Raw genomic sequence first — 21173 nt, 5'->3', positions numbered from 1 at the left:
AGCATCGTTTCGTGATCACCATCGATCGCTCCTACAGCGGCCACGTGTCCCCGGATTCCGATCCGCAGCAGCGCGACGTCCCCGGCGCCCGCATCGTCAAGATGTCCGTCGGCGGCATGGACAACAACTGCTACCTGGTGCAATGCACCGGCACCGGCGCGGCCCTGCTCATCGACGCGGCCAACGATGCGCCGCGCATCGCGGCGCTCGTGGAGCAGGAGGCGCCGGGGCAGGTGCGGCTGATCGTCACCACCCATCAGCATCGCGACCACTGGATGGCGCTGCGGGAGACCACCGCCGCCACCGGAGCGCCCACCGCGGCGCATCCGCTCGACGCCGACCCGCTGCCGGTCCGCCCCGACCGTCTGCTCGACGAGGGCGATACCGTCACGATCGGAGACCTGGTCTTCGAAGTCGTCCACCTGCGTGGGCACACGCCGGGCTCGATCACCCTCGCGCTCACCGACGGGGCGGGACGCACCCACCTGTTCACCGGGGACTCGCTGTTCCCCGGCGGCGTCGGGCGTACCACCGCCCCGGAAGAGTTCACCTCCCTGTTCACCGATGTCTCGGCCAAACTCTTCGATCGTTACCCCGACGACACCGTCGTCTACCCCGGCCACGGCGACGACACCACCCTCGGCGCCGAGCGTCCCAGCCTTCCGGACTGGCGAGCCCGGGGCTGGTAACCGGCACTGGTGGTTGCCGGTCCGGGGTCGGCGCCGCTCCTGGCAGACTTGGGGAGTGGATTTGCCAACGATGCGCACCCGGGCTCTCCCGGCTCCCGATCATGCCCGGCCGCACGGCTTCGGCGCCGGGTTGCTGCGCTGGACGCGGCGGCTGGTCATCGGGTCGGTGGTGATGGGCGCGGTGCTGGTCGGCGGGACCGCTTTCCGCGTGTGGCAGGTCGCGCGCGTCGATGACTACACGAAGGCCGACGCGATCGTCGTGCTCGGCGCGGCACAGTACTCCGGGACCCCGTCCTCGGTGTTCGAAGCGCGACTGGACCAGGCGTACAAGCTGTTCCGCGCCGGTGTCGCGCCGCGCGTCATCACCGTGGGCGGCAAGCAGGAGGGCGATCTGTTCACCGAGGCCGCCTCGGGCAAGAACTATTTGCAGGCGCGCGGGGTGCCAGGCGACAAGATCCTCGCCGTCGAGACCGGGTCCGACACCCTGCGCAGCATCGAAGCGGTGGCGACGGCGATGCGGGCGCGGGACATGTCGTCGGCGGTGCTGGTCAGCGATCCCTGGCATTCGCTGCGCACCCGCACCATGGCCACGGACGAAGGTCTGTCGGCGTGGACCGCGCCGACCAGAACCGGTCCCGCCGTCTACACCCGCGAATCCCAGGCGCACGGCATCGCCCGGGAGACCGGCGCCCTGCTGTGGTATCAGCTCACCCACTTCGCAGCGGACTTCCCCTACACGGCGGGACAGTGAGACCTTGAGCGCCCGGTACACCGACCACGACACCGAACGCCTCGTCGTCGAGCGCGCCAAGACCGCCGGGCTCGGCCCGCCGCGCGATGAGTTCGAGATCGGCCACCGGACCGAATTCGCGCGCGACCGTGCCCGCGTGCTGCACTCCGCGGCGTTGCGCAGGCTGGCCGACAAAACGCAGGTCATGGGTCCGCGTGAGGCGGACACTCCGCGCACCCGGCTCACCCACTCGCTGGAGGTCGCCCAGATCGGCCGCAGCATCGCCGACGGACTCGGCTGCGATCCGGACCTGGTGGACCTGGCCGGTCTCGCCCACGACATCGGCCATCCGCCCTACGGCCACAACGGTGAGAAAGCCCTCGACACCTTCGCCGACGCGTTCGGCGGGTTCGAAGGCAACGCGCAGAACCTACGCATCCTCACCCGCCTCGAACCGAAAGTGCTCGAACTCGACGGTGCCAGCGCGGGCCTCAACCTCACCCGTGCCGCGCTCGACGCGGCGATCAAATACCCCTGGGGCCGAACGGGTCCCGGCACCAAGTTCGGCGCCTACGAGGTCGACACCGAGCGTCTGGAATGGATCCGCAAGGGAGCGCCGGACCGTCGCCGCAGCCTCGAATGCCAGATCATGGACTGGTCCGACGACGTCGCCTACTCGGTGCACGACGTCGAGGACGGCGTGATCGCGGGCCGCATCGACCTGCGCGCGCTGGCCGACCCGGCCGAACAGGACGCGCTGGCGGCGCTCGGCCAGTTCCAGCACTCGCTGGCCGCCGACGAGTTGATCGCCGCCGCGCAACGACTGTCGGAACTCCCGGTGGTGGCGGCGGTGACCGCATACGACGGCACGTTCACCGCCTCGGTGGCGCTGAAGCGCCTGACCAGCGAGCTCGTCGGCCGTTTCGCCACCGCCGCGATCATGGCGACGAGGGAGGTGGCCGGTCCGGAACCGGTGTCCCGATACGCGGCGGACCTGCAAGTTCCGCGCATCGTCGCCGCCGAGGTGGCTTTGCTGAAGACCGTCGCGTTGCGCTACGTCATGTCCGATCCGGCGCACCGGTTACGGCAGGCCGCGCAGCGCGAACGCATCCTCGCCGTGGCCGATCGTTTGCTGGCCACCGCCCCGCACAGCCTCGATCCGCTGCTGCTGCCGTTCTGGAACGCCGCCCCCGACGACACCGCTCGCGTGCGCGTCGTCGTGGACCAGATCGCCTCCTACACCGAAAGCCGCCTGGAACGGGTCGCGGTGGAACTGAACGTCTAGACCGGGCGGCGTCATGCCGACAGGCCGTCGGTGGACTCCGCTCGAGCCATCTTGACCAGCGCCGCGTGCAACTCCTTGGCCGACGCCCCCGCTCGCTCTCCCCGCAGGACAACCTCGGTGAAGCCGTCGACCAAGGCCCGGCCGGGATCCAGCAGCCCGGCACCACCCCCGCCGCCGCGCAGGGACTCGTTGATCAACGTCCGCAACGCTTCTTGCCGAGCCCGGAAACCACCCGCCAGGTCCAATGCCCCCGCGAATTCGCGGACGACCGCCTTGTACACCGGCCGCTCGGCGGGCCCACGTCTACGAAATACTCTTCGCGTCTCCACCGGCGCCGCCCGCGGCGGATTCAGGGCAGCCCGGTCCAGGACGATCCAGATCGCGGTCTCGGCCGACTGCTTCGCCGTCGGCGTGCGATCCGGCCTCGGGCGAGATTCCGCGCCGTCGGTCAACTCGACGCCCTGCAGCGGCAGCGGGTATTTCGCGAGCAGCTCATCAATGGCGGAGGCGATCTCGCGGACCACCTGAACGTCCATGTCCGCCGCGTCGAACCCGACGACTTCCACCCCATGCCGCGCCGACATCTCCCGGACGATCCGAAGCGCCTCGGGCCCGTCAGCGGTCTCGGTCCGCTCCGCGACGGCGGGGCGTGGTGTGGCGTTGCTCCGCTCGACGTGTGCGGGCTTTTTTCTCCGGGCGGCCGCGGCGTCGTCGGTCCGTTGGGCAGGAGCGCCGGTGCCGGCGATCGGCGGGACGGCCTTGCGCGCCTGTGGCGGCCGTGTTCCTTCCGGAGCCGCGTCGACAGCGGCGGAGCCGTCGGCGGTGGTCGTCCGCTGAGCAGATCCGGGCCGGTGCGCTGTAGCGGTGTCTTCGATCGGTGCGGGCGGTCGCGGGGCGTCGGTTCGTCGGCTGAGTTCGGCCGCGTCGGTGCGGTCGGGCGAATCACTCCGACGGCCGGTTGCCTGATGAGTCGTGCGGCCGGTCTTACGGTTGGCTTCGATCTCGTCTGTGCTGCCGGACTGCCCAGATGTGATGTCGGCCCGCACGATGGGTTCCGGAGAAGACCGGGGGCCGATTCGTTCCATTGATGCACTGTCGGTTCGCTGGGCCGGGGTGCGGTTGCTCGCATCGTCGGTCGGCGGATGCGGTCCGGGGTCCCTGCGGTGAACCGACGGGTCGTCCGCCGATTCAGCACTCGGCGGGGTGACCTGTGCGCCGCGCGCGGCGTCGATCCAGGAAAAGCGCAGTGTGTCGAGCCATGGGAGAGCGGCGGGGGTGGTTTCGATTCGTCGGCGTGATGGGGGTTCGTCACCGGGGTCCGTCGGCTGGATGGGCGCGGAGGCCGTTCGCGGATCGGCCGCCCTGGGATCCGCCACGCCGGTCGGGTGGATATGAGCGGTGTGGCGCGCGGCGTCGGTCTCCGGTGCGGAGGTCGAATCCTCGGCAGCGACCGTCCCTATCGCGTCATGTGCGCTGGTCGTCGGCTGTCTGCGGGCGAGCGGCTCGGCGGTCTCGATCGGCGGGCTGGGTGCGACGGTGGCTGGTGAACCATTCGGCAGATCGCTCCGGGGCGTGGCGTCGGTCGACCGGGCGGGGGTGTCGTTTCTGCGGAAACGGGTGGGCTCGCTTGCCATCTCGGAGGCTGGGGCGGCGGGGGAGTCGATAGTGGTGTCGCTCTGCTGGGCGGTCGACGGAGGGGGCGGAGTTCCGCTCGTCTCGGTGCCCCCTATGTCTCCGGCGTCGATGGGGGAACGCTGCCCGCCGTCCGCCGGGACGGGTCCGAGGTGCTCGGGCATGTCGATCTGGCGGAGAAGGTCCGGGTCTGTCGTCTGTGCTGCGGGTGCGGGTGGTGCCAGTGCGGCTACGGATGTCGATGCGGGCTCGGGGGTGGGTGCGTTGTCTGGTGTGGATGTGGAGTCAGGGGCAGAAGCGATATCTCGCTGCGGTGCGGACGTTCGAGCTGAATCCGTAGGAGGGGTCGGGTGCGCGTCGCTGGTCTGCCGTATGGGTTCGTCCTGGGCGACCTCGAGGGGCGGCGCCGTCTCGGACTGGGGTGCGTTGTCGAGCTCGAGGATGTCCGGGGAGTCGGTATGGGCCGAGGCGGAGGCGCCGGCGAGATCGGTCTGTCGAATCGGTGCGTCGCCGCTCGGCGGGCCTGGCGCGGGGTCCGCCGGGGTCGGTAGCGGTGTCGAGTCGTCTGCGATGTCGACGTGTCGGCGATGCGTGAAACCGTCGGCGCTGTCTGCTCGCGGGGCTGAGTCGCGATGGTGTGTAGTCGCGGGCTGGGGAAGAGGCTCGGGGCGGTGCGAGATATCTATCTTCGGGACCGATGGCGGCTTCTGCACGCCCACATCGATCTGTGGGCGCCCGGCCGGGTCGTCGGTCCTGTTCGCCTGCCGGAAGCTTGGAGCGCGATTCTCGACCGGCGGCGCGGATGCGGCGCCGGTCGGTGCGATCGCTGTGGAGTCGTCAACGGCATTCGTCCGGCGCAAGGACGCGGCGTCGGTTCGTAGGACGGGGGCGGAGTGCTCTGCGCGGCCCGGCCTCTGGATCAGCGCCGAATCGACGGTGATGGCCTGCGGGGCGGAGGGAGGGCTGTGCGCGACATCCGCGCTCCGGACGGATATCGGGTCGTCAACGGCATCCGTCCGACGAGCTGCCGGGTCGAATTCCGAGTAGCGCGCGGCGGCCGGTGGCCGTGCAGGCGCGGGCACTTCTGCCGCCGCATCGCCGGGCGCGGGTACCCGAACCGGCGCGCTCGGCGCCGTCGGGCACGGTCGGACGACCCGCCTCGACCACGGCGTCGACGCGGAGGCTCTTCGGGCCCACGGGGTGGGCATCGCCTGCCGCTCGGGCGCGGCCGATGCTTCGGGCGTGGACTCCGGAGCCCGGGACTCCGCTACCGGGACAGACAGTGCGCTCGCATCGTCGAGTTGGGCGCTGAGCTGCGCCTCGGCGGACGCGATGGCTGCCTTCAACGCGCCGACCGTCCGGGAGGCGTCGGCGATGAGCCGCTCCAGTGTCGATACCATCGCCCGCAGTTCGCCCGTGTCGATCCGCGACGGCTGACTCACGATGTCTCCCGCTTGTCCTCATCAGGTCGTGCCGCGGTGCGCCGACATGCTGATCTCGCGTGACCGTAAAGCAAACTGTGATCGCGTCATTGTCGCTCAGACCGGCCGGACCTCTCGGGGCTGGGAAGATCGATGAGGGGTCGCGAGTCGCCGAACAGCTATCGAATCGCAACCTGCCCGCATCCTTACCGCCCTGCTCTCGATGCCGAAGGGCCGGGGCGGTCGACTCACGCGAGCCGCCCCCTGTCCCGGTGCTGTTCATCGTCCCGATGAAAAGCCTTGTGCGGCAATGGTATTCGTTACAGCTTCCAGTTGGCTACCATGGAGGGGTGCGGATCGGAGTAGGGCTCTCCACCGCGTCCGAGGCGCGGCGAGCGGGCCGGGAAGCCGCAGCGCGCGCCCGCGACCAGCTCGCGGGCGAGGCGCCGTCGCTCGCTGTGCTGCTCGCCTCCCGCGTCCACACCGACGACGCCGTTGAGGTGCTGTACGGCGTCCACCGGACGGTCCGGGTGCCCGCGCTGATCGGATGCGTGGCCCAGGCCATCGTGGCGGGTCGTCGCGAGATCGAGGACGAGCCCGCGGTGGTGGTGTGGCTGGCCTCCGGACTGCCCGCCGCCGAGACTTTCCAGCTGGACTTCCTCCGCACGGCGAGCGGCGGGTTGCTCGCCGGTTACCGCTTCGACAAGGCCGCCCGCGACTTCCACCTGCTGCTGCCAGACCCCTACTCGTTCCCGGCCGATCTCCTGCTGGAGTACGTGAACACGGATCTGCCCGGCACCGTCGTGATGGGCGGGTTGGTCAGCGGCGGACGGGGCCCGGAAGGCAGCCGTCTGTTCCGCGACCACACCGTGGTGACCTCGGGCGCGGTCGGCGTGCGCCTCCCCGGCCTGCGCAGCGTGCCGATCGTGTCCCAGGGCTGCAGGCCGATCGGCTATCCCTACACCGTCACCGGCGCGGACGGCACGGTGATCACCGGGCTCGGCGGCCTGCCCCCGATCGAGCGGTTGCGCGAGATCGTGGCCGTGCTGCCGCCCGCCCAGCAGGAACAGCTCGCGCGCGGCCTGCAGATCGGATTCGTGGTCGACGAGCATCTCGCCGAGCCCGGGCAGGGCGACTTCCTGATCCGCGGCCTGCTGGGCGCCGATCCGTCCAGCGGGGCGATCGAGGTGGGTGACGTCGTGGAGGTCGGCACGACCGTCCAATTCCAGGTCCGCGACGCGATCGGCGCCGACCAGGACCTGCGTGCGGCATTGGCGCGGGCGCGCACCGATCTTCCCGGGCGTCCGGCCGGTGCGCTGCTGTTCACCTGCAACGGACGCGGCAGGCGGATGTTCGGGGTCGCGGATCACGACGCCACGACGATCGAGGACCTGCTCGACGGCATCCCGCTCGCGGGATTCTTCGCCGCCGGCGAGATCGGGCCCATCGCGGGCCGCAACGCGCTGCACGGATTCACGGCGTCGATGGCGCTGTTCGTCGAATGAGCGTCGACCTGCGGGTCTACGCCGAGCTGAACGACTTCCTGCGGCCCGGCGAGCGGTACACCGTGCTGCGGCGGCCCTACCGGCCGCACCAGACCGTCAAGGACGTCATCGAGGCCGCGGGCGTTCCGCACACGGAGGTCGACCTGGTCCTGGTCGACGGACAACCGGCGCACTTCGACCATCACCCACGTCCCGGTGGGCGGATCACCGCGTATCCCGTCTTCGAGACGCTCGACATCGGCCGCGTGACCAGGGTTCGCCCGCACCCATTGCGTGAGCCGCGGTTCCTCGCGGACGTGAATCTCGGCGGTCTCGCCAAGCTGATGCGGCTGATGGGCCTGGACGTGCACTGCCGGTGGGAGGCCGCGGACGCCGAACTCGCCGAGCTGTCGGCGGCCGAGCACCGGATCCTGCTCACTCGCGACCGCGGCCTGTTGAAGCGCCGCAACGTCACACACGGCGTCTACATCCGGTCGGATCGGCCGGTCGACCAGGTCGTCGAGGTGATCCGGCGGCTCGACCTCGTCGCGCGCCTGGATCCGTTCACCCGCTGCCTGCGCTGCGGCGGCGTCGTCGACGAAGTCGCCAAAGCCGAGGTCGAGGACCGGCTGCAACCGCTCACCCGTCGTTACTACGACACCTTCCGGCAGTGCCGCGACTGCGGCCGGATCTACTGGCAGGGCTCCCATCAGGCACGACTGGCCGAGACAGTCGGGGCGATCCGCGCGGAGCTCGACCGCTCCTGACACTCGCGCGAGCGATTCCGGTTCGACCACGCGATGACCCATCGAAGACCGGACACCGCCACGGCCCGAGCCGCCGTGGCCCGCCCGGCCACCCGCTCGTCGGCAGGCGCGACCGGAACTCGCTGTGCGGAGCCGCCCGGGCGCGTCGGCCTCGCGTTCGCCTAGACTCTCTGCCGTGGCCGGACGACTTCCAGATCGCGATATCGCGGCAATACGCGAACGCGTCCGGATCGAAGACGTGGTGGGGGAGTACGTCGCGCTCAAGCGCGCCGGTGCGGACTCCATGAAGGGCCTGTGCCCGTTCCACGACGAGAAGTCGCCGTCGTTCCACGTGCGGCCCAATCACGGACTGTTCCACTGCTTCGGCTGCGGCGAGGGCGGCGACGTGTTCGCCTTCATGCAGAAGATCGAGCATGTCGGGTTCGTCGAGTCCGTCGAGCAATTGGCCGACCGGATCGGTTACCAGATCAACTACGAGGGCGGCGGTACCTCGGTGCAGCGCGACCGGGGCACCCGGTCCCGGCTGGTCGCGGCGAACGCGGCCGCGCACGAGTTCTACGTCGCCCAGCTGCGCGAGCCGGGAGCCGAAGCCGCGCGCAACTACCTCACCGAGCGCAATTTCGACGCCGCGGCCGCGCACACCTTCGGCTGCGGCTACGCCCCCGCCGGATGGGACACCCTCACCAAGCACCTGCTTCGCAAGGGCTTCGACTTCAAGGAGCTGGAGGCGGCCGGACTGTCCCGGCAGGGTCAGCGCGGCCCGATCGACCGCTTCCACCGGCGGCTGCTGTGGCCGATCCGGAACCTGTCCGGCGACGTCATCGGGTTCGGCGCCCGCAAGCTCTTCGACGACGACACCATGCCCGGCAAGTACATCAACACGCCGGAAACGGTGCTGTACAAGAAATCCCAGGTGTTGTTCGGCCTGGATCTGGCCAAGCGCGAGATCGCCAAGGGCCACCAGGCGGTCGTGGTCGAGGGCTACACCGACGTCATGGCGATGCACCTGGCCGGGGTCAAGACCGCCGTCGCCTCGTGCGGCACGGCCTTCGGCGACGAGCATCTAGCCCTGCTGCGCCGCCTGATGATGGACGACAATTTCTGGCGCGGCGAGATCATCTACACCTTCGACGGCGACGCGGCGGGCCAAGCGGCGGCCCTGAAAGCCTTCGGAGGCGATCAGAAGCTGGCCGGTCAGACCTACATCGCGATCGCCCCGGACGGACAGGACCCGTGCGAACTGCGGCAGCACTCCGGCGACGCCGCCGTGCGCGACCTGGTCGCCCGCCGAACCCCGCTGTACGAGTTCGTGATTCGCGGCCTGCTCGCTGACCACAACTTGGACACCGCCGAGGGTCAGGTGGAGGCGCTGCGCCGCGCGGTGCCGGTGGTCGCGCAGATCAAGGACAACGCCCTGCGCAAGGCCTACGCCACCAAACTCGCGGGCTGGGTCGGCTGGGACGACATCCAGACCGTGGTGCGCCGCGTCGGCGAGGAAGCCAAGCGGCACCGCAACGGCGGCGGCACCGCCGGCGTCGGGCGGGCGCCCGCGCCTCGCGAAGTGGTCGCCGAACATCCTGCCGCACGGCCGAATCCGAACGATCCCACGCTCTTGCCGCAACGCCAGGTGCTGGCCGCCGCGTTGCAGTACCCGGCGATGGCCGGAGCCGGTTTCGACGCGCTCGAGGCCGAAGCCTTCACCCATCCCGCCTACGCCGTCCTGCGCGCCCTGATCGCCGAGGTGGGCGGTACGGCGATCGGGCTGGGCGGCGCCGAATGGGTCAATGCCGTCGCCGACCGCACCGACGACCTGACCGTGCGCGCCCTGCTCTCGGAGCTGGCCAACGAGCCGCTACCGGTGAAAACGGAAGCCGACATCCCGCGCTTCGTCGCCGGTGTCCTGGCGCGCACCCAGGAGGCCTGGGTCGGCAGGCAGATCGCCGAGCTGAAGTCCAAGCTCCAGCGGGTCTCCTCGACCGAACAGCCGGACGCCTACTTCGCCCTCTTCGGCGACCTCGTCGCCCTGGAGCAGTACCGCAAGAGCCTGCTCACCCAGGCGATGGGCAGCCACGGGGACTTCGCCACCGGAGCCTAGCGTCCGGCCGCGTCGGTACAGGTACGCGCGGATTCCCCGCGCAGCGCGGGGAGGTCCGGTGTGCGGCAGGTCAGCGGCGGAGCTGGTCGTGCGGCACCAGCACGGTGGTTCGCTCGTCGAGCGGCTCCATCGGCTCCAGGCGGGGACGGGTGCTGAGCTTGTCCGACAATTTCTGCCTGCCGACGAGCACGAGCTTGCGAGTCACCGGGCTCTCGGTCAGCGCGCGCGTCGCGGCGCTGATCTGTTCGTAGCGAGCCCGCCCGGCCTTGCTGCCGAGTACGTACCCGGCCGCCACGCCGATGATCAACCGCAGCATCTCGATGTGCTCCTCCCAGTTGCCAGTTCGCCGCCCCCATCCTGCCCGACGCCCCACGCGCCTGTCGATCCGGACACCCGATAGCTCCGCACCCGGCCCACCCGGACAAGTCGCAGGTAGCGACACGATTTGGGCTCCCGCCCAGCGATACGCTAGAGTTTCTCCTCGGCCCGCCCGATACCAACCGGACGAGCCAAGGGCAATCCCCTATAGCTCAATTGGCAGAGCAGCCGACTGTTAATCGGCAGGTTTCTGGTTCGAGTCCAGATGGGGGAGCAGAAAACGGCCTCTGACCAGCAGTTTACCTTGCAGGGTCAGGGGCCGAATTCGTATCCGAACCCGGAAAACGTCCAGAAAGTGTCCTAAAAGGCGCTCGGCGTCCACTCCCGTCCCAGGTTCGATCGTCAGCCCGCAGTCCGTCCATGACCGCTTTGTGCACCACCGCCGCGGCGTCATGATGCACCCGACCCCGCGCCATGTATTTGCGCTGGGTCATCGCCGGGTCGGCATGCTGGAGGACATCGGCGGTCACGCGAGCCGAGAGTCCCTCGTCATCGAGCACCAGCGCAATCAGCTTGCGGAACGCATACGGGCTCAAGTCGTCGGGAAGCCCGAGAGCTTCGCGAACCCGCTGCCACTGATGGTTGACGTTCACCGGATCGCGGAGAGTCCACTCGAAGGACGGGAAGATCAAGTCGACTTCGTAGTCGTCCGGCGGTGGGTTGTCGCGCTTGCGGAGCTCCATCTGTTCCCGACGTCGATCAAGTATTTCGACGGCGAAGTCGGGGAGTGCGATCGTGCCTTGCGGGTTCTTCGGGTCGTCGTCCTTCACCACCCGCACCAGTCCCTTGCCCTTGATTCGAATCACTTTGCCGACAGTGCGAATCGTGCGCTTCTTACTGTTGTAGAACGGCCACGCCAAGCCGAGCACCTGGCTCGGACGTTGCCCGATTGCCCCCATGATCGCGATCAGGTCCGCCAGGTCAGCGTCCTCGCAGTACTCCGCAACCGTCGGTGGTGCGTAAGAGCGGATTCCGCGTTTCTGCTCCGCCTTCGTCAGCTTGCGCGGGCACGGCACCGTCGACCAGTACACCGACGACAGGATGAAGCACAGGTCTTCGACGTCGATGGTCGCCGCGCCACCGGTGCGTCCCTTCGCCTCCACGTTCTCCGGAATCTCCGCTTCACGAACCGGATTTACGTCGATGGCGTTCTTGCGCACCGCGTAGCGGAACATCCCAGACAGCATCGAGCGCGCATTCAGCATCGAACCGCGTCCGTGATTCGCGGCCACCCATTCCAGGAATGCCTCCGCGGTACTGGTCTTGAACTCCTCGGGACCGATGCGGCGGAACCCGTATTCACCGATCAGCATGTTCGCCCACCGGTCATACAACCCGAGCGTATTGTCCGCGCGTCCCTTCTTCACCAGGTATTCCCGGTAATGCGTCCACAGTTGCGCCACCGTGGTGCTCGCGGTCACTTCACCACCGAGATCAGGAGCCACCGCCGCAGCAGCAGCAAGAACAGCCGCCTCCGCCCGGCTGCCGTCTCGATCCGGAATCCGCCGGCCGATACTGTCGAACCGCTCTGGCGACACCCTACGAACGCGACGAGGTTTTCCACTCCGATCTCGGACCCAAGTGTCAGCCTCCCAATGCCCCGGCCGAATCTCTCTCCGCCGCACGACCCCAGGAACACCCAACGGACGCGGCGGACGACCAGTTCTAGCCACGGCGACCGTCCACCTCATCGGTCTGAATTTCCTCCATCGCCTTCACCAGCGCCTCGACATCCCACAGGAACCGCCGACCACGCCGCTTCGGAGCAGGAAGAGCAAACGGAGCCGTCCCCGTCCGATGCCAGCGCCTCAGCACCTCGGCATGACAGCACACAATCCTGGCCGCGTCGTTTGTATCCACCCACCGCCTCGTGACATCCATCGAACTCTCCTCCCTATGCCGCTTCCGGAATTGCCGAAGTTTCCTGCGCCCCTGGTGGACTGGCCACGAGCATCGCTTTGACGTATTCCGCGCGCCAGGTTTTACGTTGGGCGATCGCGGCCATGATCAGGTGATCGCGCGGTAGCGCGTGTTGGTCTCCGGGCTGGACCGGTGTCACGCGCAGGTGCGAGGTGTCGGGCTTTTCGATGCCGTATTCGGCCAGCAGTTGGCGCACGAACTCTGCGCGGTCGGCCTTGTGGTCGGCGAGGGTCTTGCCCGACCACATCTCCGACTTCAGGACGCGGCGTCCGGGTAGGCCGAGGGTGTCTCGGCGGTGGGCTTTGCCGCGGCAGCGTCCGGGCACGGTCTTGTCGCTGGCGCCGACCGGGATGATGCCGTAGCGCAGCCACACTGCGCACTGCTTCGAGCAGGGCACGTATTGCAACTGGTTGTGTAATCGGTCGTAGTGATCGGCCGCCCGCGGGGTTTTCGCCTCCAGGACTTCGCCGATGGACTTGGTGAGGTACTTGGTCATGTAGCCGATGTGCCGACTGGATTCCTCGGTGCCGCCGAGGATGCCCTTGGAATCGACCTGCACCCCGAACCGGGTTACGTGTGCGGGTTCCCAGTTGTCGACCTCGCCGAGGATGTCGATGGCGTCGTCGAACCCGGTCAACGGCTCACATGTGTCGGGGTGTACGAAGACGGCGCGCTGGTGATCCCAGACCGGCAGACGGTCGCCGTCGTAGACGAGGTCTTCGGGATCGAAGCGGGGCCACCAGGCTTGGAAGTAGGTGGCGTCGGTGACCTGCTGGATGATCTTGTGGGTGATCGCACCGCGCAGGGCGACGTGGAAGTGCGGGGCTCCGCGTTTCTGGGGTTCGATGGTGCCCCAGTACTGCACGTTGTAGCCGACCACGCGGCGAAGGTTCTTGATCCACCGGTCGACCAGGTTGGAGAAGAACACGATGTCGCGCGCCGCCCGGGTGTAGTCGTAGCTGGCGAAGTCGACCGGGGCACCATCCGAGCCGACCCGTCCGTAGGAGGGCAGGGTCAGTGTCACGAACATGCTCGGCCGGAACCGACCGGCGAACTGGCGTCCGATGGTGGTCTTGGAGACCCGTCGGCGCGGCAGGTTCGGCATGTCCTGACGCCGCCGGGTCGAACGCACCCGCCGCCCCTTGCCCGGAGCATCCAACGGCGGCAGGCGCTTGGCCAAGCCGGTGTCGCGGAGTTCTGCGTCGATGCTGGCGACGACTTCAGCGATGGCATCCATCCCCACCGTGTCGCCGTCGCTTTTGGCCTGCTGATAGTTGTCGAACAGGTCCGCCCGGGTCGCGACGAGTTCTTGCTGGTGTTCGGTCGGGTCCTTCTTGTCGACCTCTGGTTCGTGATCGAGGTGCCAGCCTTCGCGGCATTGGGTCATCCGCAGGTACTTGGCTTGTTCGGCGCAGGCCGGGCAGACCGAGGCGATAGTGGATTTGCAGGGTGCGCCGATGTAGGAGACTTCGAAGGTGCGGGGGTTTTCCACCCGCATCGGCACCGGCTTACGGCATACCTTTTCCTTGTCGGCCAACGCTTCGGCGACGTCCCGGAAGTCCGGCAGGCTACGGCGCTGCGCCGCGGTCTGCCGACCAGACTGCTGTTGCTGGTCGTTGTTGTCGGCGGTGGGTGTGGTCATGCGGCACCGTCCAGGCGGTGTGAAGCGGGCTCGGTTGCGTCGGCGGGCAGGAGATCCAGGACGCGGGTGCGCCACCGGACTGCGTATTTGGGGCAGTTGGCGCAGTTCTTGTGGGTGGTGCAGCCGGGCAGCGGAGCTCTGTAGCGGGCGTGGTAGGACCAGGCCAACGAGTCGGAGCTGGCCAACATCTGCCCGTAGTGCCGCAGTCCGATGGTTTTGATCCCGAACCCGTGCAACGCCACTCCCGGCAGCCGGGCACACAGGGCGGCGATGATCCGCGCGGCTTCCTTGGTGCCCTGGCGACGGCACACCGACCCGACCCCGACTATCGGCGCAGCCGTCAGGTCGACCCCGGCGGTGTCGTAGAGATCGACACAGTGCAGGTAATCAGCGAGCTCGAAGCCTTGCAAGACTGGTGCGAACACCACCTCACCCGCGGCCCGGTCCCGCAGTTCCAGGTAGTTCGCGACCGTGCGCCGCTGGTGCTCGGCCACGCTCAGTCCGGTTTTGGCGACGATCCGCGGTTCGCACATCCAGTCCTGCGGCGCTGCCCAATCCAGTTTGCCGACCTCGGTGGCGTAGCGGCGGACCCGCGCCACGTACTCCCGCGGGCTGGGGCCGTTGGCCCAGGTGCCGTGGGTGCTGAGTTCGGTGAACCCACCCGAATCCAGTGCCCACCGCTCGACTGCTCGGGGAAGTCGCTTGTAGTCGCGCAGGGTGCGGTCGGAGACGAACAGCGGCACCGCGATACGTCGCAGCCAACCGGGGTGGTGGGTACCGAGGTAGAACCTCATGCCGCCCTCCCGGACTTCGGTGCCGGCTTGGTCCAGTGATCCACCCGCGGCAGCACCACGGTTTCGGCGAGGGCATCGGAGCGGCCGAAGGCCAACTCGATGGTGCCGGGTCCGGTGATGGTGGCGCGGCAGTCGAGGGCTCCGAAAGCGTGCGCCAGATGCGACACCCGGTTCTCGAAGTCGGCTGGGCAATGGCCGTCGAGCATCCGCACCCGAACCCGATCGGTCGAGATTCCGATTTCCACACTCAGCAGGCGCGGGATGAAGGTGCGGTCACCGCGGGTGATGCTCAGGTGGCAGGCGGTCATGAGCTTGGCCCACCTCCGCCGGTAGCGCCACCACGTGAACGCCCGAGTGCGGGCACGTCGGGTGACCCAGCGGTCGAACGTCTCCGGGTGCTGGCGCTGCCACAGCAGCAGTCCCGCGACGGACACCCCGGCAGTCGCAAGACCCACCGGCCACCCCAGCAGCAGCCACACGGTGGCGACCAGGGCGAGAGGGATGGAGATCATCGGGAACAGCAGCAGCCACCACAGGCCGATGAGCGTGCCCCACAGGATGTTGAGCAGGCCCAGGGCAAGCAGGTCGAACACGTCGAGCCGGGTGTGGTTGTTTCGGGTGTTGTGGGGCTTGGTGTTCATCGGTCAGCCTCCGAGGTGGAGAGGTCGAACAAGGTCATCTGCCCCCGGCACGGGGCGTGCAGATCAGTGGTGCGGCGTCGCTTGCGGCGGACTTGACCGGCCGCGGCAGCCACGATCGGATTCACTCGCTTCACGGTGTTGTCTCGTCCGACCTTCAGCCGGCCGTCGGCATCTACCCGCTGCGGGCTGCCCTGCTCCGGAACCAGTTCCCACACCGCACCAGCCGAAGTGGTTGGCACGGGTCGTGTTTCGCGGAGGATGAGCGGCCCGCCGGGCAAGGGTCGGTCGTTGATCTCATAGACGACGTCGCCGGGTTTCACCTGGGAGGGGTGCAGCAGGTAGAAGAACACCGCAGGCTCGGAGATGGTCATGCCGCTTCGTCCCATCGGTAGCCGTCGTCCAGGTCGGCATCCCAACCCGGTGCGTCACCGGTCTCCACCAGCAGATGCACCGCGATTCTCACCGGGTCGACACCGCGACGGTCGAGCTGGCAGCGGCGCAGAGCGCGGGAATCGATCACCGCATCGATCTCGTCGTGGTCATGGATGGAGCGGACGTTGTCGCTCATGGCAGGGCCTCGATTTCCGGGATGCCGCACACTTCGCAGGCGCGGGAACAAGTGGAGGAGCCCACCGGCCACAGGGTGGTTTGCCAGGACTCGGGGAAGCAGTGGCCGTGCTCGGCACACCGGGCGGTGGCCTGGCAGCCGTCACACCACACGCGGTCGCCGTCATACACCCAGCCCACGCCGCCGCTGCGGGCGTTGATGTACGTCACGGCCTGGTTGATCGAGTCGAAGCAGATCGACTCGCCGGCGCTCTCGGAGTAGATGTCGCCGCAGCCGTCGCAGTAGACGACCACATGAACCTCGGTCACGAAACCCCGCTTCATGCCGCCACCGGCCCGTCTTCGGACTCCTCACCATCGCCCAGGTCATCAGGGTCGAAATCGCTGTAATCCTCGGTAGGAGCGGTGATCTCAGGTGCGGGTGAGTAGGCGTCCACGATGGCGTCGATGTCGTCATCGGAGACGAAGAACGCCCGCACCCGCACGAACTCGGTCGAACCGTCTTCGCCGACGTAGCCGACACCTGGTGTTCGGTCGCTGATCTCGTCGCAGCGTGCGCCACGGTCGCGTGCACCTTGGCCGTGGACCATGGCGTTCTGGGTAGGTTCGTCCAACCGGAGGCCGATGCGGACGGGGAACAGTTGCCGGTTGGGCATCGTCTCCTTGGACGGGTCCTGCAGCGCCGCGATCACCGATACCGCCGCCGCACGGCCCTTCGACAGCAGCAGGCCGGTCAGGCGCCGGAACTCCTCCTGTTCGTTGCGGGTGGCGTACGAGGACAGAGAGGCGGCCTCATCGATGATGATCAGAATCAGCGGCTCATCGGTGGTGGGGACGAGTTTGCGCAACCCAGCCGCACGCATCCGGGCCAGGCGTTCGTCCATCAAATCGACGGCTTCGTTCAGCATCGCGAGGATGGTCGGATTGTCGGTGGCGAAGCGGACGAACAACCGGTTCTCGCCCTTGCCGAACTCCGCGCCGCCCTTGGGGTCCGCCAAATACAGGTCCACCAACCCGGCTTCGATCGCGGGGCCGAGTGCGGCGATGATCGACCACAGCACCGAGCCCTTCCCCGACCCCGTGGCACCCGCGAGCAGGATGTGCCCGTAGAGCACCCGCACCCGCCAGGTGTCGAAGTCCTCGGTTACGCCGACCGGAACCGCTTCCAGATCCACACCCACCCCGGAAGCAAGGCCCGGCAGGGTTGCGGTGTCGGCCAAGGTGTCGTAGACCCGCAGGTCCAAGCGGACGAAGCCGGGGTCGGTGGCTGTGACGGTCACGGCTGGGACGCCGAAGTAAGCAGCCAGGGCCGCACAAGTGGCGTCGTTGTTCCAGTCCTTGAGCGACTGCCCGCCGAGCATCTGCACCTCGGCCGACATACCGAACTCGGTGTAGGTGGCCGACAGGACGTTCGGGTAGCCGATCTCCCGCGACCCCAGCCCGAGTGCGGGCCACATCAACGCCAGTTGCGCGGGATCGGTCACGATGAACACCGCGGGCCGGAGCTCCGGCGGGGCAGCCGCGGCGTGATCTTCCGGCTTCGGTGTGGTCCCGGCACCGAGTCGCCGCCACTGCCACATCATCCCCGTGGCCACCGCCGTAGCACCGACGGTCACCAGGGTTTCGGTCAGCGACATCACGCCACCCCCTCAGCGTCGGGCCGCTTGCCCAGTTCGCAGAACAGACGGCAACCGTTCGAATCGGCCGGCGGGGCAGGCTGATCGCACAACATCACGCACTCCCGCGGCGGACGCTTCTGCTGGTCCTCGCAGAACATCGCGCAGCGAGGCGAATCCGAGACTGCGACAGCAGCCGGGGCGGTCGCGGTGGTCAGCAGCGGGAGGAACAGCGCTCCCGCGAGAACGGATTTGGTGAACATCAGTTACCCCCAATCGCCAGCGGCAGCATCTGCTGAACCGGGCGCGGACGAACAGGAACAGGAACAGGAACCGGACGAGTCGGCCGCAGTGGACGAACCGGAGCCACCGCCACGACAGGTGGAGCAGGAACCGGCGGAAGCGGAGTTACCACGGGCTCAGGGTCGGGATCGGGAGCCGGGATCGCGGGCACCTCAGGTTCCGGCACCGGATCGGGCTCAGGCTCGGGAACGGCTTCCACGGCCGGTTGCTCTGCGGGTTTGCGCTGAGCAGCGCGGAACAGCATCACCCCGCCATGGGTGTCGACCAACAGCGCGATCGGGGCGACAGCCGCGATCACCGCCGCCACCCAGTTCGGAAGCTGTTGCCCATCGGTGAAGGCATGCAGGCTGTTGCCCGCCACCGACACCACCGCACCCAGCCCGAGCACCCAGGAAAACCAGCGGCGCTCGACCGGCCGGTTGGACAACACCATCACCGACACCGTGGCCTGAATGATGGTGCCGTCCACGATCACCGGAAACAGCCACGAGTCGTCCTCGTGGATGCCCGCCAGTTCCGCCAAGTCGCGGAGCGTTTCGTAGCTGAGGACGAACGCGGCGACACCGACACCGACGATGATCAACACCGCCGCCACCGGCGCCAACCGCATCCGCACCGAACGGTCATCCCCGAACATCACGCCACAGCCTTCGAACCCGCGACCATCGCCGACTCGCCTACGAGCGTCACGGTGGGGCAGTCGTTCAACGCGTCGGCCAACCGCTGCCGCAGACGTACCGCGACCTCCGGGTGCAAATAGAGCTCCCCCACACCGGTCGAAACCCTGACCATGCCGATGCTGGAGACGTACTCAACCTGCACCGGCAGCTCATCGGCGGAGCGCGCCCAGGTCGTGACCTTCATCCACGCCGCGGGGCTCATCACGCACCCGCCTTCGCGCCGTTGCCGTTACCGGCCGCGGTGGTGGCCTTCGGGGTGTTCTTGTCACCCTCGATCCCGGTCGCCCGGAACTGGTAGCCCTGGTACTTGAACTCGCCCTGCCCCATCACCCTCGGCTCCGCGGTCAAACCCTCCAGCCGGATCATCCGCATCCCCGTACCCGGAACGATCTCCTCAGTCGCCGGAACCGGCTGATGCGACGAGATGAACAACACCTCGAAACTCGCACGCTTGGCCTTGTCCTCATGCGGATCGGTCACCGTCGCCTTCCACAACGGCAACGCCGTACCCTCACCCGTCTTCGGGTCGTAATCGATCAACTGCTCCGGAGCCGCGTTCAGATTCGGGTTGTACTTCGTCGCCGGGCCGATCTCCCCCAGCAACACCAACCCCTGCGGGAACGCCTTACCGAACTCGATCGGAAACCGGAAACCCCTGCTGATAGCCATGTTCTACCTCCGTATAGGCCCTCTAAACTCACGAGGTGAGCAACCGCGGTGCGATTTAGGGGGTATAAACTCGAGGCTACGCCCACCTGCGCCGCCAAGTCAAGACCCTCTAAACTCGCAGCTATGGCTCTCGCTGACGACTTCGACCAGGTGCGGAACGACCCGGATCCGATCCGTCGCGGTCGAAAAGCCACCGACTTGATGACGATCTATCAGCAGCGGGCCACTGAGCTAGCTCGGCTGCGAAAGGCTGCGATTGAGGAAGCGCACCGCCAACTTGGGATGAGCTACACCGAGATTGCAGAACTACTCGGGCTCACCAAGGGGCGTATCAGTCAGATTCGATCAACCGCTCCGCAGCCGGAGCGTGCATTTTTCGGTGTTGGGCCTGTCTCGATCGGAATTCCGCGCAGGTTCGGATTCGAAGAAGGCCGCGAACGCCCTTACTTCGATGCATCCGATCAGGCTACACAGGAGGCCATCGAAGCAACGCTGACTCGACTGTCGTTGGCGTCCAACCGGTTTGCTATCGATCCTGATTCCAACGAGGTCCCCGCAGGGGACGCGGTAGTCGTCTGCGGCCCTAAGTCGGCACCTCTGGCGCGAAGGCTACTCGCCAACGACCCCGTCTTCGACTTCGAGCGTACTGACGAAGGATGGTGGATCACCGACGCGCGGACCAGTAGGCGTCACCAGTCCCCGTTTCGTCAAGACGGGTCCACGCGCACCGATATAGGGTATTTTTCTCGACGAGTCGATGAGGGGCGCGTGATTGTTCATATTGCTGGCATCACTAGCGTGGGATCGCTCGGGGTAGCGCACTGGATAGACCGCAGCCTCGCCACATTGTTCGAGCCGGCCGAGAGATTCGTTTGCGGCGTTGTCGAGGCGGACTTCGACGAGGAGTTCGCAATAATCGATAGTCGACTCATCATTGGCCCCTACAGGCCGGAATGGTGAAACAGTGCAGGTAGCCACAGCTCAACTAGCGGCGCAGTCCGACGAAGACAGAGTCGCTGTGACAGGCAGTTCGGTAGTTGTACTTGATGGCGCGTCGTCTTTCAGTGCTGATGGAAAAGCGGCCGGAGCCTACGTGGACGTACTCAGTCGTGAGTTGGTGCGTCGACTTCAGGATGATCGCGCTGAACTACCTACAATCTTGTCAAGCGCGATTGCGACTACAGCAGCACGACTTTCTCTACAGCCAGGATCCGCGCCTTCGAGTACCGTGGCGATATTTCGAGTCAACGAACATAATATCGAGATTCTGATCCTCGGGGACTCGATGGCGGTCATTGGCGTAAACGACGGAAACTACGAGGTGGTCGTGGACGAGCGTCTTACCGAACTCAACCTGCCGGAGTCCAAGCTCTACCGAAGTCGCCTGCAGGCCGGGAGGGGCTACGACGATACGCATCACGCAATTCTCGCAGCGCTCCAGCGCGCTGAACGCTTCTACCGAAATACTGAAGGGGGCTACTGGATCGCGGAGGCTGACCCCGCAGCGGCGAACCATTCTTTGACTGGAAGTTATCCACGGAAAAGTGCAGGATGGGCAATCCTTGCTACCGATGGCGCAGCCGAACCTCTTGCCGCAATGGGTATACCGTGGCCGGAAGTAGCTCAGATGAACGAAGGCGCACTTTCAAACCTGCTCGTCCGGTGTCGTGAATGGGAGTCTGTGGAAGACCCCGACGGGCGGCTGTGCCCTCGGTCTAAACGCCACGACGACAAGTCAATTGCCGTTATCCGATTCTAAACGCGCAGCAGATCGCTACATTGGATACTACGCCTACAACTTATAAAACAAGCCGTCATTAATTGGAGCAGTATTAGTTCGTGGGTCGTGCCCGCGGCGGC

The 21173-nt window shown here is 67.3% G+C and carries 22 protein-coding genes and 1 tRNA gene; 9 read left to right on the top strand and 14 right to left on the bottom strand.

The features are described from left to right. Nucleotides 1-11: 11 nt before the first annotated feature. The 3 genes from ACGF7Y_RS18785 (at nt 12) to ACGF7Y_RS18775 (ending at nt 2704) form a co-directional block, all read left to right on the top strand. Nucleotides 12-689, top strand: coding sequence for an MBL fold metallo-hydrolase (locus ACGF7Y_RS18785; protein WP_393235371.1), 678 nt, complete (start codon nt 12-14; stop codon nt 687-689). Nucleotides 690-759: 70 nt separating this feature from the next. After that, the gene (locus ACGF7Y_RS18780) at nt 760-1440 is read left to right on the top strand and encodes a YdcF family protein (protein ID WP_393235744.1); all 681 of its coding nucleotides are present in this window, start codon (nt 760-762) and stop codon (nt 1438-1440) included. 4 nt (nt 1441-1444) lie between these two features. Beyond that, on the top strand, nt 1445-2704 hold the full coding sequence (locus ACGF7Y_RS18775; RefSeq protein WP_393235369.1) for a deoxyguanosinetriphosphate triphosphohydrolase: 1260 nt from the start codon (nt 1445-1447) through the stop codon (nt 2702-2704). Between the two features lie 11 nt (nt 2705-2715). Here the strand turns inward: ACGF7Y_RS18775 and ACGF7Y_RS18770 are convergent, their stop codons facing one another. Then, nucleotides 2716-3789, bottom strand: coding sequence for a hypothetical protein (locus ACGF7Y_RS18770; RefSeq protein WP_393235366.1), 1074 nt, complete (start codon nt 3787-3789; stop codon nt 2716-2718). A 2318-nt stretch (nt 3790-6107) separates the two neighbouring features. Here ACGF7Y_RS18770 and ACGF7Y_RS18765 point away from each other — a divergent pair. The 3 genes from ACGF7Y_RS18765 (at nt 6108) to dnaG (ending at nt 10103) form a co-directional block, all read left to right on the top strand. Next, nucleotides 6108-7262, top strand: coding sequence for an FIST N-terminal domain-containing protein (locus tag ACGF7Y_RS18765; protein ID WP_393235364.1), 1155 nt, complete (start codon nt 6108-6110; stop codon nt 7260-7262). Then, nucleotides 7259-8008, top strand: coding sequence for a Mut7-C RNAse domain-containing protein (locus tag ACGF7Y_RS18760; protein ID WP_393235361.1), 750 nt, complete (start codon nt 7259-7261; stop codon nt 8006-8008). Before ACGF7Y_RS18765 ends, ACGF7Y_RS18760 begins: the two co-directional genes overlap by 4 nt. 175 nt (nt 8009-8183) lie before the next feature. After that, entirely contained in the window at nt 8184-10103 is a 1920-nt protein-coding gene (dnaG, locus tag ACGF7Y_RS18755) for a DNA primase (protein WP_393235358.1), read from the top strand. A gap of 70 nt (nt 10104-10173) precedes the next feature. Here the strand turns inward: dnaG and ACGF7Y_RS18750 are convergent, their stop codons facing one another. Then, complete coding sequence (locus ACGF7Y_RS18750; RefSeq protein ID WP_040865658.1) at nt 10174-10419, bottom strand: hypothetical protein; 246 nt, start codon at nt 10417-10419, stop codon at nt 10174-10176. 203 nt (nt 10420-10622) lie between these two features. On the opposite strand from ACGF7Y_RS18750, the gene ACGF7Y_RS18745 reads away from it, so the two are divergent. Further along, a tRNA-Asn gene (locus tag ACGF7Y_RS18745) sits at nt 10623-10695 on the top strand. A gap of 25 nt (nt 10696-10720) precedes the next feature. Here the strand turns inward: ACGF7Y_RS18745 and xerC are convergent. From xerC to ACGF7Y_RS18685, 12 genes are all read right to left on the bottom strand, one after another. After that, the gene (gene xerC / locus ACGF7Y_RS18740; RefSeq protein ID WP_393235354.1) at nt 10721-12106 is read right to left on the bottom strand and encodes a tyrosine recombinase XerC; all 1386 of its coding nucleotides are present in this window, start codon (nt 12104-12106) and stop codon (nt 10721-10723) included. A 269-nt stretch (nt 12107-12375) separates the two neighbouring features. Further along, complete coding sequence (locus tag ACGF7Y_RS18735; RefSeq protein WP_393235351.1) at nt 12376-14043, bottom strand: replication initiator; 1668 nt, start codon at nt 14041-14043, stop codon at nt 12376-12378. Beyond that, nucleotides 14040-14837, bottom strand: coding sequence for a hypothetical protein (locus ACGF7Y_RS18730; RefSeq protein WP_393235349.1), 798 nt, complete (start codon nt 14835-14837; stop codon nt 14040-14042). The genes ACGF7Y_RS18735 and ACGF7Y_RS18730 overlap by 4 nt, the downstream gene beginning before the upstream one ends. Continuing rightward, nucleotides 14834-15478 carry a hypothetical protein gene (locus ACGF7Y_RS18725; RefSeq protein WP_393235346.1) on the bottom strand — a complete coding sequence of 215 codons (645 nt, stop codon included), beginning with the start codon at nt 15476-15478 and terminating at the stop codon, nt 14834-14836. The genes ACGF7Y_RS18730 and ACGF7Y_RS18725 overlap by 4 nt, the downstream gene beginning before the upstream one ends. After that, the gene (locus ACGF7Y_RS18720) at nt 15475-15849 is read right to left on the bottom strand and encodes a hypothetical protein (protein WP_393235343.1); all 375 of its coding nucleotides are present in this window, start codon (nt 15847-15849) and stop codon (nt 15475-15477) included. Before ACGF7Y_RS18720 ends, ACGF7Y_RS18725 begins: the two co-directional genes overlap by 4 nt. Continuing rightward, nucleotides 15846-16046 (bottom strand): hypothetical protein, encoded by a 201-nt coding sequence (locus ACGF7Y_RS18715; RefSeq protein ID WP_393235341.1) that lies wholly within the window; start codon nt 16044-16046, stop codon nt 15846-15848. Before ACGF7Y_RS18715 ends, ACGF7Y_RS18720 begins: the two co-directional genes overlap by 4 nt. Next, a complete protein-coding gene (locus ACGF7Y_RS18710) occupies nt 16043-16369 on the bottom strand; it encodes a hypothetical protein (protein WP_393235339.1) in 327 nt (108 codons plus the stop codon). Before ACGF7Y_RS18710 ends, ACGF7Y_RS18715 begins: the two co-directional genes overlap by 4 nt. Next, entirely contained in the window at nt 16366-17682 is a 1317-nt protein-coding gene (locus tag ACGF7Y_RS18705; protein ID WP_393235337.1) for an FtsK/SpoIIIE domain-containing protein, read from the bottom strand. The genes ACGF7Y_RS18710 and ACGF7Y_RS18705 overlap by 4 nt, the downstream gene beginning before the upstream one ends. Further along, nucleotides 17682-17924 (bottom strand): hypothetical protein, encoded by a 243-nt coding sequence (locus ACGF7Y_RS18700; protein WP_393235335.1) that lies wholly within the window; start codon nt 17922-17924, stop codon nt 17682-17684. The genes ACGF7Y_RS18705 and ACGF7Y_RS18700 overlap by 1 nt, the downstream gene beginning before the upstream one ends. Next, the gene (locus tag ACGF7Y_RS18695) at nt 17924-18601 is read right to left on the bottom strand and encodes a DUF2637 domain-containing protein (protein WP_393235742.1); all 678 of its coding nucleotides are present in this window, start codon (nt 18599-18601) and stop codon (nt 17924-17926) included. The genes ACGF7Y_RS18700 and ACGF7Y_RS18695 overlap by 1 nt, the downstream gene beginning before the upstream one ends. Further along, a complete protein-coding gene (locus ACGF7Y_RS18690; protein WP_393235333.1) occupies nt 18601-18849 on the bottom strand; it encodes a hypothetical protein in 249 nt (82 codons plus the stop codon). The genes ACGF7Y_RS18695 and ACGF7Y_RS18690 overlap by 1 nt, the downstream gene beginning before the upstream one ends. Further along, nucleotides 18846-19313: a hypothetical protein gene (locus ACGF7Y_RS18685; protein ID WP_393235330.1), complete on the bottom strand. Its 468-nt coding sequence runs from the start codon at nt 19311-19313 to the stop codon at nt 18846-18848. Before ACGF7Y_RS18685 ends, ACGF7Y_RS18690 begins: the two co-directional genes overlap by 4 nt. A 123-nt stretch (nt 19314-19436) precedes the next feature. On the opposite strand from ACGF7Y_RS18685, the gene ACGF7Y_RS18680 reads away from it, so the two are divergent. After that, the gene (locus ACGF7Y_RS18680; RefSeq protein ID WP_393235328.1) at nt 19437-20273 is read left to right on the top strand and encodes a sigma-70 family RNA polymerase sigma factor; all 837 of its coding nucleotides are present in this window, start codon (nt 19437-19439) and stop codon (nt 20271-20273) included. Nucleotides 20274-20277: 4 nt separating this feature from the next. Then, on the top strand, nt 20278-21072 hold the full coding sequence (locus tag ACGF7Y_RS18675) for a PP2C family serine/threonine-protein phosphatase (RefSeq protein WP_393235325.1): 795 nt from the start codon (nt 20278-20280) through the stop codon (nt 21070-21072). Nucleotides 21073-21173: the final 101 nt, after the last annotated feature.

Origin of the sequence: Nocardia sp. NPDC047654, assembly GCF_043205035.1 — a bacterium.
GTDB lineage: Bacteria > Actinomycetota > Actinomycetes > Mycobacteriales > Mycobacteriaceae > Nocardia.
This window is presented reverse-complemented; position numbering and strand designations above follow the sequence as displayed.

Coding starts and splice junctions, on each gene's coding strand:
- ACGF7Y_RS18780 (WP_393235744.1), top strand. CDS start 760: ATGCGCACCCGGGCTCTCCCGGCTCCCGATCATGCCCGGCCGCACGGC.
- ACGF7Y_RS18770 (WP_393235366.1), bottom strand. CDS start 3,789: ATGGAACGAATCGGCCCCCGGTCTTCTCCGGAACCCATCGTGCGGGCC.
- ACGF7Y_RS18760 (WP_393235361.1), top strand. CDS start 7,259: ATGAGCGTCGACCTGCGGGTCTACGCCGAGCTGAACGACTTCCTGCGG.
- ACGF7Y_RS18750 (WP_040865658.1), bottom strand. CDS start 10,419: ATGCTGCGGTTGATCATCGGCGTGGCGGCCGGGTACGTACTCGGCAGC.
- ACGF7Y_RS18735 (WP_393235351.1), bottom strand. CDS start 14,043: ATGACCACACCCACCGCCGACAACAACGACCAGCAACAGCAGTCTGGT.
- ACGF7Y_RS18730 (WP_393235349.1), bottom strand. CDS start 14,837: ATGAGGTTCTACCTCGGTACCCACCACCCCGGTTGGCTGCGACGTATC.
- ACGF7Y_RS18725 (WP_393235346.1), bottom strand. CDS start 15,478: ATGAACACCAAGCCCCACAACACCCGAAACAACCACACCCGGCTCGAC.
- ACGF7Y_RS18720 (WP_393235343.1), bottom strand. CDS start 15,849: ATGACCATCTCCGAGCCTGCGGTGTTCTTCTACCTGCTGCACCCCTCC.
- ACGF7Y_RS18715 (WP_393235341.1), bottom strand. CDS start 16,046: ATGAGCGACAACGTCCGCTCCATCCATGACCACGACGAGATCGATGCG.
- ACGF7Y_RS18710 (WP_393235339.1), bottom strand. CDS start 16,369: ATGAAGCGGGGTTTCGTGACCGAGGTTCATGTGGTCGTCTACTGCGAC.
- ACGF7Y_RS18705 (WP_393235337.1), bottom strand. CDS start 17,682: ATGTCGCTGACCGAAACCCTGGTGACCGTCGGTGCTACGGCGGTGGCC.
- ACGF7Y_RS18700 (WP_393235335.1), bottom strand. CDS start 17,924: ATGTTCACCAAATCCGTTCTCGCGGGAGCGCTGTTCCTCCCGCTGCTG.
- ACGF7Y_RS18695 (WP_393235742.1), bottom strand. CDS start 18,601: ATGTTCGGGGATGACCGTTCGGTGCGGATGCGGTTGGCGCCGGTGGCG.
- ACGF7Y_RS18685 (WP_393235330.1), bottom strand. CDS start 19,313: ATGGCTATCAGCAGGGGTTTCCGGTTTCCGATCGAGTTCGGTAAGGCG.
- ACGF7Y_RS18680 (WP_393235328.1), top strand. CDS start 19,437: ATGGCTCTCGCTGACGACTTCGACCAGGTGCGGAACGACCCGGATCCG.